We start from the raw sequence: 17,982 nt of genomic DNA on the forward strand, positions 1-17,982 counted from the left end.
AACAATATGCCATCAAAATTACTAATCTTAATACAGTGAAACTTTTCCTCACTCATTATTAAAATACAGGATAAACTGCACACAAAAAGCCATCACCTCTAATAAACTTAGAAATAATGGCTTCCAATCTTTTATTCTTATAACTTATGATATTTATTTCATCTTATGTACTTCAGCAACTAACTTTCCGCCTTGTATGCCCATATAAAGCTTAACAGGAGCATCATTCGTATTTTCAAATACTAAGTCTAAATATGGATAAGCAATTGTAGCATCTCTTCCCTGCGGGACATAACCTACTGTTTTAGAATGTGTAGTTCTATCTACCATTTTCAAACCAGCTTGATCTGCTGCATTGTATAGCGTTGATGATGTTTGACAAACACCACCACCATAACCATCTACTAATTTACCATCCACAATTTCTTTTCCTAGTTGGTACCCTTTATCTGGTGTTGTATCACCGATTAATGCATTGAAAGAGAAACGGTCTCCCTTCGCTAAAACAACCCCATTTATGCTCGCCGCAGACAAACGAATATTTTCAACTCTACCACCTGCTGAGCCACCTAAATTCGTTTCATATCTACCAATTACAGTACCACTTCCTTGAGCATCACTAAGTGTTGCAACCGGTTTTTTCTCCACAATTGGTAACTGATAAGAAGAATCCCACATACCTACATTTAATAATTTAGCCACTAATTCTTTTTCCATTAACTCATAAGCAGGCTTTCCTTCTTGCCACGTTCCATCAGGTGCCAAACGTGAAGGTACCATCTTTTTATCGACACTTTTACCAACTTCACTAGCAACCTTCGTTACCGCTGCTTTGAATTTTGCCTCATCTTCAAAATAACCTAAACTCGATAAGTCTATTTTTTTCACTTCAGTACCAGTACGCCCATCCACTAAGCTAATTGAATCCTGTACATCAGCCTTAGCCTCTACAACGTTCCCGCCAATATCACTTACTAATGCCACATCACTTACTTTTGTACCACAACCACTTACTACAGCTACGCATAGCACCCCTACTAATATACCCTTTATTTTTCGGAACAATATACTCTCTCCTTTTCCCCAACACTATTTCTTATGTATTATTTCATTTTATGTATGTTTTGTTACAATCATTTTACAATATATTTAGAAAATGTTACAAGTTGTTTTTTACTCTATTAAAATTACTCTTTTCTTTTGTAAATGTCTATACATATTTATATAAAAATTTTAGTTTGATAGAATTGTAACCTTTATGTAACCTTAACCCTTTTATCCAGTATATACCATCAATCGAAATAAATACAAATGTAAAAACTCCATATTCTTATTTATAAAGAAAAATCCTGTAAACATAATTAGGTATTTGCCGTGCCACTACTCCGCTTTTGCTCATACATTATGATGAATTTAACCTATTATAAAGAAATGGAGGATGTTTTTATGTATCCCTACAATCCTTATGATCCATATAACCAATATGGTTACCAACCTCAATATGATTTACAGGCACAATACCAACAATATATTGACCAAACAGAAGAAGTTAATCCATATGATCAAAATCGACAATTTCAACTTCCAATCTCTTTTCCTGGCACTGGAAACCGTCAACTAGAACGACGAGTAAATGAGCTTGAGCAAAGAGTACGCCAACTAGAAAACACAGTTGAGCGTCATACACGTAGATTAAACCGCTTAAATCAGCGTTTACGTACAGTAGAAAATAGACTAAACATTCCATTTTCAGCATTAGAAGATGGTTTTTAATTTCGAAAAATAACAAATATATAAGGAAGGGACTCCCCCTTCCTTATATAAATTGACGAAAGTTTTTTCCATCTCTATACTGATAAGAGTTAATGAAATGAAACAAGGTGATAAATATGGATTTTGAAATAAATTTTCTTTCCTTTTATGTAGTACAAGTAGAAGGAAAAGGTGAAGCAGTTGATAAACGCTATAAACATTTTCAAACATTAGACGCTGAAGAGTATGAAGATAGCTCTTTAAAAGAATTTTTGAATGGTGAATTATTAAAAATTTCAAAGCGAAAAGTAGAACGTCACGCAAAAACAGAACAAGCCCCAACAAAGATTGGTCGCTTTATTGTAGAAGAAGGGCACGAATTTGATTCAAACCCTCATTACAACTTATTTAATCGTATTCGCTTTGCAGAAACTAAAGAAAACTTTAAAGATATGAGCGAACCTCTCGTTTATACATATCTTGACACAAGCGCTGTACGCGGTGGTGTATTTTTGATCGCTCAAGCAAAACTACGCAAATATTTTGATGATCCATTCGTTTTCGTTATGAAATGTGACTTCGAACCGAAAGTTGCTTCTATTTCAGATGAATCAACACTGATTCGTAACGTCGAAATGGCCATCACAACAAAAAATATGAAATCTATCCAATACCCGTACATGCCTGAAGAAGGTATGGTCGAGCCTGGCGAACTAAAAATACATCAGGCATCACACGCCCGCTACTTTGAAGACTTCTTAAAATTCGTCGAGTACGAACGCTCTATGCCTGAAATTATGAAAACACAAGTAATGGACATGGTATACGACCAAATTGAAGATGTATTTGAAGAAGGTACTGAAGAACGCGAACAATTTGACCAAGCGATGGAAGTATGGGCTGCCAGTCCAAAACGCGAAATTATGGAACAGTTTTCAACAGAGGAAGTAATGGAAGCAACTGCTCAAATTGTCGAGCACGCTCCTGAAGTAGAATTAAAGCTAAAAGCAGATCATATCTCTGTGAAGGCCCTGCTTGCTGATTTCGGAGACCTAATACATATCGCAAAGGTAAATGACCGATACGTATTAATGATTGAGGCTGATACACTTACGTTTGAGAAAGGCTTCTCTCCGATTGAGTTTCTGAAGCCAGATGAATTGCAAGATGTGATTGAGCGGATTGAGAATAAGCAGCAGTATTCTTATGATCCAAATGGAATTGAATAAATGCTTCCATATACCTATTTTTACTGAGCTCTATTAACAAGCGCTCTTTTATTTGGGACATAGTTGACATTTATATTAAAAACCGATTCTACTAAGAATCGGTTTTTCTTCTTTATAACAAATATGCTTATTTTTAAAAATTATTTTTGCTCCAAGATGACATTTCTTGTAGAATCAAGCGTATTTCCATGAGAGACATCTGCTTCAATATTTCTAGTTGACCAAGTCCTTCTATAAGTTGTTGGTGTTTTTCCTTTTAGTCATTATGTATGTTGTTAAAATGAAAATTTCACTTTACTACCTCAAATTTATTGTAGTCGTAAAAAGATAATTGAAAACGATATTCCGGATGCTCTCTCACCCAATCGTAGGCTTCTTCTAAAATATCCATTTTATTTTGCACGTCATTAAGTTCACTACATTCGTTCCTTTTCTGTTTACACAGAGGACAGAACCCACCCACTATCTCGGCATTCATCGCACGAATCGTTTTACTTTCTAAGTCAACTACTAGACGAAGAATAAGAGAATGCTCCGCTTTTGTAGTCACCATCATTTCAGCAATTCCATCCTCATTCCAAAAGACACCATTTAATTCCATCTGTACGGTGACATCTTTGATTTCCAAGTTTATCACTATCACACCTCCCTTGTATAAGACTCTTACCTTACTCTTCGATTTTAATCTTTAATACACCACGAGTTAAAGATATATTAAGCCTTTTCCAATTCTTCTTCTTTGCTATGAAAGGAAGTGTAATTAGTGCAAATAGTGTGGTAAATATTATCAAAAAACTAAAACGGTTAACATGTTAAAGATTGCTTCCATTAAACTACACTCTTTTCTATGTATATCCGTACTAAAAACAACAAAATATTCCATTAACAATACAGGACAAGCCGTGAATTTTCCAACTAAACTTCAGCAACTTAATACTGAAGTCTAGTTGTACATATGAATAAAATAAATTTTATTACTAACTTTCTTCTACTACTTTCTCCATCTCAGCCAAATACCTAAGCTGCCGCTCCGCTTTTCTCACCGCCGTAGGAAAGTGTTTTTTCAGAAGTTCTACTGCAGATTCACTTATATAATATCTTTCCGTTATACTTTCCCACGTGTCACTACTTTCGAATGCATTCCATACAAAAGGACGCTCTGTATTTTTTCTCATTTCTTTAAATACCCATTTCCGCATCTTTTTTTTCGCTTTTTCTGTTAATTTCCCGTTCTTTACAAGTTCAAGCTCACCATGTCTTTTATATCGTTTGTTAATATCTCTCTCGCCATATACTTTAAGAAATATATTTGCTGTATTCTCAGCATCTGCTAAAGCTCGGTGTTGCTTTCCTTGCCATGTTAAACCGATCTGTTCTACTGCGAACTGTAGACTTGGTGTATGTTCAAACAATTCTTCATACGCTTGGAAAACGAACTTTTGCAAATCAAATCTACTGTCTTTTTCCATACATGGGCATTCTAGGCCATGTAATGTACAATCATGAGATAGAAAATGATAATCTTCTTTTCCCCATGAAATAAATATAGAATCTTCTCCAATGAACTGAATAAATTCCTCTATAATTCGAGGGAATTTCTCTACACCAATTAAATCTTTCTTTGTAATTCCAGTTAATTTTGTTGTATGACGAGTTAATGGGGCACTTGGTTTTACTAACTCTGAAAATTCTCCAATAACCTTCATTGTACTCACATCTATTTTTATAGCTCCAATATCAACTATTTCTGACGGATCTTCTGATTTATATGGCCTAAAATTCCTTTCAATATCAAACACAATGAAATGTGTAGCGTTTTTCAATTTATTTACCTCTTTCTAAATTCCTTTTCACACACATACTTTATTTTCAGTATTTATTAATGCACTTTATGCATGAAAAACTTCACACAAAAATCAAAAATTCAGTCTTATTATTACATGTACATAGGAGGATATTCAATAAAAACGCAAAAAAAAGAAGGGCAAGCCCTTCTTTTTTTCATAATTACTTCTTGTTTACGTTTGTAGCTTGAGGTCCACGGTTACCTTGTTCTACTTCGAAAGTAACTTCTTGACCTTCTTCTAAAGATTTGAAGCCGTCGCCTTGGATAGCTGAGAAATGAACGAATACGTCTTCTCCGCCTTCAACCTCGATGAAACCGAAACCTTTTTCTGCGTTAAACCATTTTACTTTACCGTTTTGCATTTAAAAAATCCTCCTACAATGTACCTATATGTACATATTCATTTTCAACCACTTTACAATAATACTTCATATATTAAAAAACTGCAACCCCCAGAGGAGATTTAATATTGCTATCCTCCTCGGAAGTTACAGCTCATTTAAATCTCTATATTATTAAAAGTAAAATGGTTTAAAGTAACTATATCATATCAATATAATAAAAGTAAAGTTTTTTTTAAGCTATACAGCTTTTTCCTTCCACTGCATCGCTTTTAATTCACCTGATCCAGCTACAACATAGCCTTCTTTTTCATTAACAATGCGCCAACCATGCCCTTTAACCGAGTCACATACTGTAACAATTCCTTCTTTAAGAAGCACACGGCAAACAGTGCTAATTCCCGCCTTATTTTGCGTTGACGTTGTATATAACACATGTTGATCTACACTTAAATCTAAATAGCTACTAGCTTTTTGTTCACTTTGACATGTATGCCAACATATTTTATCACTTTCGATACTCTCATCTATTCTACAAAAAGTAATATTCCCGCTAATTCCCTTGCATGATCCACTTGCCGCTACTAAATAGGAATTATGTATAGTCAACGCAGAAATCATCTGATTCATCGCTATTTTAATCCTTTTTAATTTACGTGTCTCTAAATCAAAAAGCCAAACACCACCATATTTAGTATGTATTTTCGTACCGATAAATAAGTAATGTTTATATAAAAATAATGATCGAATAGATGGTGCCTCACTACCGTAATTAAGAAATGGCTGAATAGTCTCCCATGTGGAACCAAAATTATTAGAATGATACAGTGTTTTATCTCCATGAGCAATTACTGTTCCATTCTCATTACTACGTACATTCCAGCTCGTTGCTTTCGTTGGAAAGCGCTGGACCGTCCACGTTTCTCCACCATTCATACTACGAATAAAAACTCCTTCGTCTCCTACTCCGTAAACTACGTTATCTTCACTATATAAATCTCGAATTCGTTTTTGGAAACCAGTTAAAACCTGTTTCCATTCTCCATCTTTTTCAATGAATAAACCATTATATGTAGTAGCTAACAAAAGCTTTCCATTTCTTAACTTTGTAATAGCAGTTGCACTTAACATTGTTTCCACGTTGACACTCCCATTCCTAGAACTTCTCGGCAAAAGCAATTGCAAAATCACTGCATTTTTCAACGTCTTCTTTATCTTCTGGAGCTAATTCAATTTTCAATCCTTCTTGTACGAGTTCTGCCCCGCATTTTACAAGACGTTCTTCAAATATCGTTACCGCTTCACAAAACAGTTCATACGCCGTATCACCTGATCCAAAAACAGCCACTTTTTTACCCGTTAAATCTATATTTTCTAACTCATCATGGAAATCTTCCGCTTCAAATGGTAATTCACCATCACCCCACGTATAAGATCCTAAAATGATTCCATCATAAGCTAATAATTCTTCAGCATCTATACCTTCCATCTCTTGCAATACTACTTCATGATCAAAGGCATCTAAACTTACTTTAATTAAATCAGCAATACTCTCTGTATTCCCTGACATACTTGCATACGCTATTAAAATTTTCGCCACTTTGGCATCCCCCTCTTACAATAAATGATTCTCATTCTCATTATATTAATAATGAGAATCAATTTCAATTATTATTTTCATCCGATTTATATCCTTTTCATTTATGTTAAAAGAAATCGTACATCTGACTATTACTTTTTCATTTTGAGTATTAACATTCATATTCGTCTATTGCCAAATCTAGTTTCTCAACTTATTGTATATACATCCTTTCACATTTCATATGTTGCATATATAATGCGAAAGGCCATTTACACATTTCATTTTTTTCAGGTAACAAACAATTTCGATTTTACAAAAAGAGGAGTCTTTATAATGAAAAAAATTTTTATTAGACTTTTAAAAATATCATCCCTTTTGACAGCACTATTATTAACAGTGGGTGCCATTATTCTATTTGGCACTTCATACGGCCATAATTTACGTGTCATCGCAGCGGAAAGTATTTTAACGTCTCAACATCCGCAATACGCAAAAATTACATTACTGTCTGATAACGAGTTAAATGATATTTCTCAATCCATTACAAATCCAAAGTGGAAAAATAGCGAGTTTGCCAATACAAAGCTTTCAAAACAAGAATTAGAGCGAAAGAAAGATTTACCACTAACTGTTTCGATTGAAACAGTTAAGAAAAAATATAACGACCATTTTTTCGAAGGTAAATTAATGACTATTAGTAATCCATTAAATGTAAAACTCGTTACACAACAAGGTTCACAAGGAAAAGACGTTGGGGAAAAAATATATGTCATGGCAAAACGAAACCATGCACTTGCTGCTGTAAATGCTAGTGGGTTCTGGGATGAAACGGGGCATGGTGGTGGTAAAACAGGCATCGGTATTGTTATGGAAAACGGGAAGGTCATAAACACACCGCAAGACATTAATACCCCTACTCTCGTCAGTGGACTTACAAAATACGGACAAATGGTTTCAGGAGAGTTTTCTGCTAATCAACTGTTAAATAAGAATGTCGTTTCCGCTGCTGGCTTTATGCCTCAACTAATTGTAAATGGCGAAAAAATGATTACAAATGATGGCGGATGGGGCTATGGTCCCCGAAGTATTATGGCTCAGAAAAAAGATGGATCAATTATGTTTTTCATCATTGATGGAAGACAGCCTCATAGTATCGGAGCTTCTTTAAGAGACTGCCAAGATATTCTTTATGAAAAAGGGGCCATAAATGCAATGGCAATGGACGGGGGCTCGTCAGCGACATTGTACGCAATGGGAGACATTTTAAACATCCCTTCAACCTTATCTCATAAATCACGCTATTTACCAAACGCCTGGGTTGTTACCGCAAACCCTAAGCAACAAGTTCATGTAACAATAGACGGCAACCCCGCAAGCTCTCAAAAGATTTCCGAAATGACAGGATCTACTACTGTAGCTATCAATAAATAAATAAAAAAGAACAGATGACTATACAATCATCCGTTCTTTTTTATTACTTTTTAAAAATACCAAATGGTTTTCCAACTGGTAATACAACTTTTCCGAAGTGTGTATTTAACACGGCTGCTGCTGAACCATAGAAAGATAACAATGAAATACATAGTTCAGAATACGCTGCTAAATTATGCATTGCGTGCGGCATAACACCTAAAGTACTTAATGAAAGACCGATAAATAAGAAATCAATAAGGACGAAAATCATAAATAATACTTTATGTGTTTCCATTGCACCAATTGTCATAAAGGTCGTGAAAATCAAGTATCCGATAAAGGCTACACCAAGCTGTTTTGAATCTGCAGTTTGGGCTAATTTTTCGCCAAATACTCCAAGTTGAATTAACCAAGTCATTCCAACACCTAACCAAAATAGGCCGTACGCACCAAATGCTGTTGTACCGAACGTATTGTTATGCTTTGCATCGTGAATGCATGCAAAGATTTGTGCAAATCCTCCTAAAAAGATTGCCCATGGTAATACAAGTGAAACGCCATCTGTTAAGCCTAACTTTTGAGATGATGCTACAAGTGTTACCATCGCTAATCCAAATAGACCGATTCCAGATGGATCTGCTGTTGTCATTTTCACATGATGTGTAGTAGTTTGATTGCTCATATAAACCTCCTGATTATAAACATACTCGAATACAATACTTAAATCAGAAGGCTATGTCAATGGTTTTTTTTGTATGTTGTCAGACCTTATCTTATATAATAATCGAAGATACTTCCAACCACTTCATAAGGTTTTATATTTACATTTTCCAATTCATTTACCGGCATCCATAAAGGAATATAGCTGCCTCTATCTTTCCGTTTGAATTCCTCACCTTTACCACTTCCAAAAATTCCATCTATAATATGGGCATCATAATAATACTCGGTACCGTTATACTCCACCGTTGCAATAAGGTGCCCCATCTGTATATGTACCCCTAATTCTTCGTAAACCTCTCGCTTCGTTGCTTCTTCAGGTGTTTCTCCTTCTTCAATTCCCCCGCCCGGAAAAACAAAATATACCTCACCTTCTCGAACACGTTTTATAAGAGCGATTTTACCATCCTGTATAATTATGGCTGCACCGCGATTTCTTCTCATATTATTACCTTAATGCCAATTGCAACTGTTCCCCACTCTTGCTCTTGTTCTTTCGTATATATTTTGTATGTACTTTCTAACTTTTCCTCTAAACTAACATTTTCACAATCAAATAATTTCCCATCAATTTGTTCATACATTTCTTTAAAGCTCTCGTATCCCCTTACCTCTGTTACCTTTACAACAATTATTTCTGCCGTCACAAGGTTAGTAAATACAATTTCATCACCTTGTTTTATTTGTTGACGCTTTTTATCATACAATCTAACTTCATATACTTTTTTACCCGAACAAATTGATTGAAAAGGTCCGTTATATAGCCCCATTTGGTGTCTCATATTTTCCCCCTCCTTATAATTAGTTTAACATACAGCCTATATTGTACGAGAACTTGCATGTTTTTTCTCTTGCAAGAATATCCACCTTCCTTCCAACTTGCATATACTGTTCCATATCCATTACTTGCTACAGAAAGGATGCTAAATTAATCATGTTATATTTAAATCAAAAACCTGAATACGCCCAATATGATATTGGTGATTATACCTATAGCAAAGTAGGTCCTACTATTTTTTCGTGGAATGATGAAACAAAATTAAAAATAGGCAAGTTTTGTTCATTAGCAGAAGAAATCGTTTTCATACTTGGCGGTGAACATCGCGCTGATTGGATAACGACTTACCCATTTAATGCTCTTTTCGATGAAGGAGCACATATTACTGGTCACCCTTCGTCAAAAGGTGATATCGTAGTCGGTAACGATGTATGGATTGGTTATCAATCCTGTATTTTATCTGGAGTTACAATTGGTAACGGGGCCATTATTGGTGCGAAGAGTGTTGTTACAAAAGACGTACCTCCATATGCAATTGTGGCTGGGAACCCTGCCAAACTAGTTCGATATCGTTTCCCACAAGAAACCATTGAAAAACTAGAAAAACTTGCATGGTGGGACTGGGATATTTCTGTCATAAAAGGAGCTATTCCATTTCTACTCTCCAACAAAACCAACGAATTTTTCACCTCACCCGAAAAAGAATCTACATGATTGATACACATAAAAAAGAGCATCCTATTCTTACAAGATGCTCTTTTTGTATTTATTTTTTATTTATTTGCAAGTGATTACATGGAGAACATTGAAATGGAATTTTATCTAAGCAATTAAAGTTCGTTTCGCAAATTTGTTCTATCGTTGGAACAAATGGAATGACAACTATGTTACTATCTATTGTTTGTGTAACAGGTGGCAATACTGTGCCTACTTGATGTTCGAAGCGGATACTCGCTTGATTAATATAATTCCCTGAACCACTTGGTGCGCTCTGAACTGCTACTTGAAACGAAACTGTCCGCGCTTCACCCGGATTTAAACTCCCTATGAGAAACCCCGATACTGGACTTACATTTCGTAATGGAACACTATCGACTATTACGCTTCCAGGGATAAATCGAACACTACTATCTAACATGTCTTGAAAACGAATATTTTGCATGACAGTATCACCTGTATTTGTAATGACTGTCGTAAACGTAATGACATCTCCAATTGTTGCTGTTTGAAGATCTGCCGTTTTTACGACTGTCGTTGAGACATTTTGAGGGATAAACGGGATAACAACTGTATTGCTATCGCCTTCAACTACTACAGGCGGCTCATTCGGATTTACAGTTGCGAGTCCAGTCGCTGTAGCAGTATTTGTAACTAAATTATTTATTTGTCCTCCTGTTATTACAACTTGGAAATTAATAATTGCCGCATCATTTGGCTGAAAATCACCTAACGGAATACCAGTATTCGGATTGGCAAATGGAAGAGGTACATCATTTACCGTTACCGTGCCATTTATAAATAACGTATTTGGATCAATGATATCTGTTAAAACAATATTCGTCACAGGAACTGTACTATCATTTATAACGGCAATTCCGTAAGTGACAACATCTCCTACCATTGCTACTTCAAGATTTGCTCCTTTTGCAACAAATAAGATTGCAGTATTTACTGTCACAATAACTGTATTACTCGTGTCCATCACTGTAACTGGCGGTTCCCCTGGTACTAAAATATATTCTGCTAATGCCCCAGCAACGTTCACTACTGTACCACCGTCTGGAAAACTTGTAATCGTAGCTTCATATGTTACAATCGCCGTCTCACCGACTGGAATATCTGGTATCGCAAATCCGGCCTGTGGATTTAACCCTGGCTGCGGAACGCCATTAATTGTTACACTATTTGGTACAAAAGCAGCTTCCGGAGATAGCACATCAATAAATTGAACATTCATCGCATCAGCCGTACCAGTATTTAATATGCGAACACGGTACGTTACCATTTCTCCTACTCCAACAATTGAATGATCTACTTCTTTCAGCATATCTAAACTGCCTCTATTTACTGGTGTGACTGTCGTATTACTTGAATTCGTAATTGTAAACGGAGGTTCTCCTGGAATCAATACAAAATCACCCGTTACACTCGCCGAATTCATAATACTATTAGAAGGTGGTATTGCGATTACATTTACTTCAAATGTAATTAATACGCTATTACCTACTGCAAGATCCGGTAATGAAAAACCTACAAAAGGATCTAAACCTACTTGCGGGATCCCATTTATTTGTACACTTCCTGGAACGAATTCTAAACTAGGCGATGGAACGTCAATAAACTGAACATTTGTCGCAGTTACCGTTCCCGTATTTGTAACTTGCACACTATAAGTTAACGTATCTCCTAATCGCGTTGCTTGTTTATTTACTGTTTTTATTATATTGAAGCGCCCTCTATTTACCCTCGTTATTGTCGTATTACTTGGCTGATTTACTATAACTGGTGGTTCTCCTGGCACTAAAATAAAGCTTCCCGTTATATTTGCAACGTTCGTAATTGTTCCTGATGAAGGGATGGTCGTAACTGTCGCTTGAAACGTCACTATAACAGTTTCGCCAACGAGTATATCTCCAACTCCAAATCCAGTAATCGGATTTAAGTTTGGTTGCGGGGCTCCATTTACCGTGACACTATTTAGTACAAATGATGCTCCTGCTGAAATCGTATCAATAAACTGAACATTGTTAGCTGTTACTGTTCCTGTATTCGTTATTTGCACTGTATACGTTAATACATCTCCAACTAGGGTAGCAGCTCTATTTACTTGTTTAATAACATTAAAGCGCCCTCTATTTACAGTTGTGAGTGTTGTATTACTTGGCTGATTTACTGTAACCGGTGGTTCTCCTGGCACTAATATAAAGCTCCCAGTAACATTTGCCGTATTGGCAATCGTTCCATTTGATGGAACGCTGACAACAGTTACTTGGAATGTGACTTCTACACTTCCACCTGGATTTATATCTGGAAGTGGGAATCCATTATTAGGATTGAACCCAGGTTGTAACACACCGCCTATCGTTACACTGTTCGGTACGAATGTTATAGAGGACGGTAATACATCACTATATTGAACATTCGTCGCTGTCACTGTCCCTGTATTTTGAACTACTGTTGTATATGTGATTGTATCGCCTACTGCAACGATTGGCTGACTTACTGATTTTAAAACATTCAAACCAGATTCATTTATTTCAGTTAATGTCGTGTTACTTGTCGTCGTTTCAGTAATAGGCGGCTCTGTTTCACTTACAGCAAATGTAGCCGTAACGTCCACAAAGTTAACAACTGTTCCACCTTGAGGTATGCTCGTTACCATCTCTTGGTATGTGACAAGTACAAAATCACCTACAGGTATATCTGGAACTGTAAAGCCTATGAACGGATCTAATCCTGGTTCTGGTATCCCGTTTATACTCACACTTCCTGGAACAAATGCTACACCACTCGTACTAGAATCAAGAAATTGAACATTTGTCGCTGTCACTGTTCCAAAGTTAAAAATTAGTACATCGTAGGTTAATATTTCTCCAACCGTCGCTGCCTCTTTATCTACTAGTTTTAATGGGAAAATAGACGCTATATTAATCGTCGTAACGACTAAATTTGTTAATATCGTTTGTGTAATCGGTGGTTCCTGCGGATTTGGTTGTGAAGTAAATGTAACGTCAGCATCGTTTAATATAACTTCATTATCTGGAATCTCAGTAATCGTCACTTGGAACGTTACCGTAATACTTCCACCAGCATTTAATAACGGAGTAACTGTAAATCCTATTTCAGGATTTACACCAAGTTGCTGTATTCCACCTATCGTTACACTATTTTCTACAAATGTTGTTCCTTCTGGAATGACATCTTGGAAGAGTACATCTGTAACAGGTATAATTCCTACATTCGTTATTAGCACAGTATACGTTAATACATCTCCAACAGCTCCAGCAGCAACATTAACTGTTTTTGTAGCGGTCACTTCCCCTGGAGGTGGTAACGGTATAGTCACTACCGTCGTATTACTAGAATTTGTCGTTGTTACAGGTGGTTGTAAAGGATTTAATAAGAAAGTGGCTGTAGCAGATGCTGTATTCAAAACAGCTCCGCGTGTAGACGGTGCAACAACTGTAACTTGGAACGTTACTGTCAATGGTGCCCCAGCTGCAATATTAGGAAGCGCAAAACCTAAATTTGGATCAAATCCAGGTTGAGAAGTTCCATTTATCGTTACACTATTTGCGACAAATGTTGTTTCTGGAGCAACTGTATCAATGAAGGAAACATTCGTTGCTGTAACTGTTCCGTTATTTCGAATGACAACAGAATACGTGTAAGTTTCTCCAAGTGCTGCTTGTTGTACAGATGAAGATTTTTGTATATTTAACTGTGCTGTATTTACTTGTGTCACTACAAAATTACTATTCGTAACAGTCGTTATAGGAGGACCTGCTGGATTTATAAGAAAACTTGCCGTCACGTTTGATTGATTTCTTATATTTCCACCACTTGGAACACTAGTCACTGTAACTTGAAACGTAATTGTAGCGGTTTGCCCGACTGGAATATTTGTAACCGGAAAACCTGCTATAGGGTCTGCACCTTGCTGAACAACTCCATTTATCGTTACACTATTCGCTACAAATGTAGCTCCAGATGGGATTGGATCTTGAAAAATGATATTTGTTGCAGGAACAGTTCCTGTATTTTGAATAAGAATCGTATATGTTAACGTATCTCCTACACCTGCTTGCGGCGTATTTACACTTTTTATTACATTAATTGATCCTACATTTACTCGTGTCACAACGATATTACTAATCGTTATAATTGTAATCGGTGGCTGCAGAGGGCTTACTTGAAAATCAGCAGTGACATTTGCATTATTCGGAAGTACTCTATTCGTCGGTACACTTGTTACCAACACTTGAAAAATGACTGTTACCATCGATCCAACCGGAATATTAGCAAGCGAAAAACCAATAGTCGGATCTAATCCTGGTTGCGGGGTTCCGTTAATCGTTACACTATTTGCTACGAATGTTGTGCCAGCTGGTATCGGATCGAGAAATGATACATTTGTCGCTACTACCGTGCCGCTATTTTGTATAGTAACTGTATACGTTAACGTATCTCCTACACCTGCTTCACTTGCATTTACAATTTTCATCACATTTAATCCTGCAGAATTTACGACTGTCATTACGGTATTACTTGGTACCGTCACAGTAATTGGTGGTTCTGTTGGATTTACAAGAAAATCTCCAGTTACATTCGCGTTATTTACAACATTATTCCCTGGCGGAATTTCATCAATTAATACCTCAAATGAAATAATTACACTCGCGCCAGTAGGCAAATTATTTAATGGGAATCCAAGTTCTGGATCTGCCCCTTCTTGTAAAACACCATTAACAAATACACTGTTTTCAATAAATAATGTCCCTTGTGGAATTGAATCTTGGAAAAATACATTTGTAGCTGGTACACTACCTGCATTTATGACTTCGATTGTATATACTAAAACATCACCTACCGTTGCAACATCCGTATTCACTGATTTCACAACTTCAAAATTCCCTGATTGTACAGTTGTATTCACAATATTACTAGGAACATTGATTGTTACTGGCGGTTCGCTCGGATTCACTTGAAAACTTGCTGTTACATTTGCTTGATTTAAAATATCTTCATTTTCTGGATCCTGTACAATTAATACATCAAATGTGACTACAACTGTTTGAGCCGCAGGAATATTTGGAAGAGAAAATCCTGTATTTGGATTCAATCCACTTTGCGGTACTCCATTAATTGTTACAGAGTTTGCAACGAAAGAAACCGCTGAAGAAGTAGTGTCTTGGAAAAATACGTTTGTTAACGGAACGTTACCTGTATTTTGGACGGCAATCGTGTATGTTAAAGTATCACCTACTGCCGCTTGAGCTGTATTTACTTCTTTTATTACATTTAAACCACCTGTATTAACTTGTGTTACAACGGTATTCGTTTGCCTATTAATCGTTACTGGCGGTTGATTCGGAATAACGACGAAATTAGCAGATACATTACCGCGATTCGCAATCGTACCTCCTGATGGGGTAGATGTAACTCGTACTTGAAAAGTCACCGTTCTACTTCCACCTGGAGATATATTCGCTACTGTAAACCCAGTCGCTGGATTTGCCCCAGGTTGCGAAACTCCATCAACAGTTACACTATTTGGTATAAAAGTCGTTCCAATTGGGATTGGATCTTGAAAAATAACGTTCGTCGCCAGTACATTTCCTGTATTTTCAATTGTAACGGTATACGTAAGAACGTCATTAACTGTCGCAAAAGCTCTATCTACTGTTTTTCTCGTTCTTATATCAGCTATATTTATTGTAGTAAATACTGTATTACTCGTCGCTTGGCCTGAAACTGGTTGTTGACCAGGAACCGGAATAAAGTTAAACGTTGCACTTGCACGGTTCGGAATTGGATTTACAAGAGGATTAGATGTCACTCGAACTTGAAAGCGTACTACAGTCGTTTGCGAAGCATTAATGCTTCCAAGATTAATACTACTTGCTGGATTCGCTCCTGGACGCGCTACTCCATTTACCGTAACACTATTTGTTACAAACGTTGTTCCAGCAGGTATACTATCAACAAAAATAACATTATTTGCAGCGACATTCCCATTGTTCGTGACATTCACTGTGTAGGTTAGTACGTCATTAAGTGTTGCCGTCTGTAGATCTACAGATTTTTGCAAACTTAGATTTGCACGATTTACCGTCGTCTGTACTGTATTTGAAGATGCTGTGCTCGTGATAGGAGGACTTCCAACGAAAGGACGGAATTGGTAAGAAACCATTGCACGATTGGAAATTGGATTTGGACTTGGGAATGACGTTACTCTCACTTGAAATGTAACGATTCTTTGAGCATTATTAGGTATTGTCCCTAAATTTATTCCACTAGCTGGATTTGCACTCGGCTGCGTTACTCCTCCTACTGTCACACTGCCGGCTATAAATGTCGTTCCATTCGGAATAATGTCTTGTAATACAACGTTATCTGCACTTCCCGTCCCTGTATTCGGAACGGTAATCGTATAGGTAAGAATATCGCCAACTGCTGCAACTGTTTTATCCACCGATTTAACAGGATTTATAATTGGCCCCGTTGCATCAATTTGAACACCAAAACCTGCCGCTGCATACCCATCTCCATTTGTAATGAAGCGAACTGTCGCTGACGTTTGATTATTTACTAATGATGATGAAGCATCTACATTCGTAATATCCCACCCTTGTCTTCTGACAGCCAAGGCTGCCCCTAACGGCTGATTCAAATTCCCAAACGTGCCGCTCGTATCTAAATTCCCATTGTCATTACAAATTTGTGATTGAAAGAAATTATTTGCGGGATTTCTCGGCCCGAATAATGCAACTGTAGCATTCGCGTTCGGCCCAAAACGAAGTTGATCTCCAACAATGTTAGAATCACCTTCTTGAGCAGTTACAAGTACTCTTCCTGTAACTGTCCCCGTAGACGGCGTTGCAAAACCTGAAATAATAGCATCAACTGGTGGCGATGAAGCATCGATGATTTCTTGACCTGCATACACTGATAAATTTCGAAGTGGTAAACTCGCATTTTGATAAACTACCTCAAGTGTCCAGCCTACCGATCGACTAATAGTTGAATTGGCAGCAGTTCTCGCAGCAGGAACACTCCCAGTTGTATATGTCCCCGCTCCTCCTCCATTAACAAAGTTTGTTACATTGGCAGATCTAACGTAATAAAACTGATTCCCAACTGATCCTTGTTGAGCAGTTGCAGGATCTGGTGCAACTGAAAATGTTCCCGCTGGTGTTGTAAACGAAATATTATCATTTAAAAATGCAGTAACATCCTCAGTATCAGTCCTGTATGTGCCAGCCCACACTAGTTCTGCGTATAAAACACTACTCCCTGCTGGAAGGTTTAAAATTGCACTTGAAGAATTTAATGGCCAATCATTTGTCGTTCCTGCTGGGAACCCTGGCACTTGAAGCGATGTATTTACTGTAGTAAATACATCAATCGTACCGAAGTTATTGCCTGGTGCAGGAGATGTAGGACTGAGTCCCAACGTGTTCCCAGTGAACGTGACGGCACCAGTTACTGTCGTTGTAAAGCGATTCATAAAAGGCACATAATCATCTCATTTCATTTATAGTAAAAAGTGCTCTATACTATAAAATGTAGACAAACTATAGAGTGTACGTTGTCCAACA

The 17,982-nt window shown here is 36.9% G+C and carries 14 protein-coding genes; 4 read left to right on the forward strand and 10 right to left on the reverse strand.

Features of this window, described 5'->3' with window-relative positions; all coding sequences use genetic code 11:
• Window positions 1-153: 153 nt before the first annotated feature.
• Window positions 154-1,065 carry a VanW family protein gene (locus KPL75_RS04030; protein ID WP_219919500.1) on the reverse strand — a complete coding sequence of 304 codons (912 nt, stop codon included), beginning with the start codon at window positions 1,063-1,065 and terminating at the stop codon, window positions 154-156.
• Window positions 1,066-1,446: 381 nt separating this feature from the next.
• Here KPL75_RS04030 and KPL75_RS04035 point away from each other — a divergent pair, with 381 nt between their 5' ends.
• Window positions 1,447-1,773, forward strand: a complete 327-nt coding sequence (locus KPL75_RS04035; RefSeq protein ID WP_219919501.1) for a hypothetical protein — start codon at window positions 1,447-1,449, stop codon at window positions 1,771-1,773.
• A gap of 116 nt (window positions 1,774-1,889) precedes the next feature.
• Window positions 1,890-2,981 carry a DUF3900 domain-containing protein gene (locus KPL75_RS04040; RefSeq protein ID WP_219919502.1) on the forward strand — a complete coding sequence of 364 codons (1,092 nt, stop codon included), beginning with the start codon at window positions 1,890-1,892 and terminating at the stop codon, window positions 2,979-2,981.
• A gap of 289 nt (window positions 2,982-3,270) precedes the next feature.
• Here KPL75_RS04040 and KPL75_RS04045 read toward each other — a convergent pair whose 3' ends face one another.
• The 5 genes from KPL75_RS04045 to KPL75_RS04065 form a co-directional block, all read right to left on the reverse strand.
• Window positions 3,271-3,618, reverse strand: coding sequence for a hypothetical protein (locus KPL75_RS04045; protein ID WP_219921062.1), 348 nt, complete (start codon window positions 3,616-3,618; stop codon window positions 3,271-3,273).
• Between the two features lie 340 nt (window positions 3,619-3,958).
• Entirely contained in the window at window positions 3,959-4,804 is an 846-nt protein-coding gene (locus KPL75_RS04050) for an exonuclease (protein ID WP_219919503.1), read from the reverse strand.
• Between the two features lie 184 nt (window positions 4,805-4,988).
• Window positions 4,989-5,189 carry a cold shock-like protein CspB gene (cspB, locus tag KPL75_RS04055; protein ID WP_001179147.1) on the reverse strand — a complete coding sequence of 67 codons (201 nt, stop codon included), beginning with the start codon at window positions 5,187-5,189 and terminating at the stop codon, window positions 4,989-4,991.
• Between the two features lie 219 nt (window positions 5,190-5,408).
• On the reverse strand, window positions 5,409-6,308 hold the full coding sequence (locus KPL75_RS04060; RefSeq protein WP_219919504.1) for a WD40/YVTN/BNR-like repeat-containing protein: 900 nt from the start codon (window positions 6,306-6,308) through the stop codon (window positions 5,409-5,411).
• Window positions 6,309-6,324: 16 nt separating this feature from the next.
• Window positions 6,325-6,768, reverse strand: a complete 444-nt coding sequence (locus KPL75_RS04065) for a flavodoxin (protein WP_219919505.1) — start codon at window positions 6,766-6,768, stop codon at window positions 6,325-6,327.
• A gap of 315 nt (window positions 6,769-7,083) precedes the next feature.
• Between KPL75_RS04065 and KPL75_RS04070 the strand changes: the two genes are divergently transcribed.
• A complete protein-coding gene (locus KPL75_RS04070; RefSeq protein WP_219919506.1) occupies window positions 7,084-8,181 on the forward strand; it encodes a phosphodiester glycosidase family protein in 1,098 nt (365 codons plus the stop codon).
• 43 nt (window positions 8,182-8,224) lie between these two features.
• Here KPL75_RS04070 and KPL75_RS04075 read toward each other — a convergent pair whose 3' ends face one another.
• The 3 genes from KPL75_RS04075 to KPL75_RS04085 form a co-directional block, all read right to left on the reverse strand.
• Window positions 8,225-8,845: an acetate uptake transporter gene (locus KPL75_RS04075; RefSeq protein WP_219919507.1), complete on the reverse strand. Its 621-nt coding sequence runs from the start codon at window positions 8,843-8,845 to the stop codon at window positions 8,225-8,227.
• Window positions 8,846-8,931: 86 nt separating this feature from the next.
• Complete coding sequence (locus KPL75_RS04080; RefSeq protein WP_219919508.1) at window positions 8,932-9,327, reverse strand: NUDIX hydrolase; 396 nt, start codon at window positions 9,325-9,327, stop codon at window positions 8,932-8,934.
• Window positions 9,324-9,665 carry an ASCH domain-containing protein gene (locus tag KPL75_RS04085; RefSeq protein WP_219919509.1) on the reverse strand — a complete coding sequence of 114 codons (342 nt, stop codon included), beginning with the start codon at window positions 9,663-9,665 and terminating at the stop codon, window positions 9,324-9,326. The genes KPL75_RS04080 and KPL75_RS04085 overlap by 4 nt, the downstream gene beginning before the upstream one ends.
• 152 nt (window positions 9,666-9,817) lie before the next feature.
• On the opposite strand from KPL75_RS04085, the gene KPL75_RS04090 reads away from it, so the two are divergent.
• Window positions 9,818-10,375 carry a CatB-related O-acetyltransferase gene (locus KPL75_RS04090; RefSeq protein WP_201040698.1) on the forward strand — a complete coding sequence of 186 codons (558 nt, stop codon included), beginning with the start codon at window positions 9,818-9,820 and terminating at the stop codon, window positions 10,373-10,375.
• A 52-nt stretch (window positions 10,376-10,427) separates the two neighbouring features.
• Here KPL75_RS04090 and KPL75_RS04095 read toward each other — a convergent pair whose 3' ends face one another.
• Window positions 10,428-17,900 (reverse strand): DUF7507 domain-containing protein, encoded by a 7,473-nt coding sequence (locus tag KPL75_RS04095; RefSeq protein ID WP_219919510.1) that lies wholly within the window; start codon window positions 17,898-17,900, stop codon window positions 10,428-10,430.
• Between the last annotated feature and the right edge of the window lie 82 nt (window positions 17,901-17,982).

The organism is Bacillus sp. NP247 (genome assembly GCF_018966865.1).
Taxonomy (GTDB): domain Bacteria; phylum Bacillota; class Bacilli; order Bacillales; family Bacillaceae_G; genus Bacillus_A.

Coding starts and splice junctions, on each gene's coding strand:
- KPL75_RS04090 (WP_201040698.1), top strand. CDS start 9,818: ATGTTATATTTAAATCAAAAACCTGAATACGCCCAATATGATATTGGT.
- KPL75_RS04085 (WP_219919509.1), bottom strand. CDS start 9,665: ATGAGACACCAAATGGGGCTATATAACGGACCTTTTCAATCAATTTGT.
- KPL75_RS04080 (WP_219919508.1), bottom strand. CDS start 9,327: ATGAGAAGAAATCGCGGTGCAGCCATAATTATACAGGATGGTAAAATC.
- cspB (WP_001179147.1), bottom strand. CDS start 5,189: ATGCAAAACGGTAAAGTAAAATGGTTTAACGCAGAAAAAGGTTTCGGT.
- KPL75_RS04035 (WP_219919501.1), top strand. CDS start 1,447: ATGTATCCCTACAATCCTTATGATCCATATAACCAATATGGTTACCAA.
- KPL75_RS04075 (WP_219919507.1), bottom strand. CDS start 8,845: ATGAGCAATCAAACTACTACACATCATGTGAAAATGACAACAGCAGAT.
- KPL75_RS04040 (WP_219919502.1), top strand. CDS start 1,890: ATGGATTTTGAAATAAATTTTCTTTCCTTTTATGTAGTACAAGTAGAA.
- KPL75_RS04070 (WP_219919506.1), top strand. CDS start 7,084: ATGAAAAAAATTTTTATTAGACTTTTAAAAATATCATCCCTTTTGACA.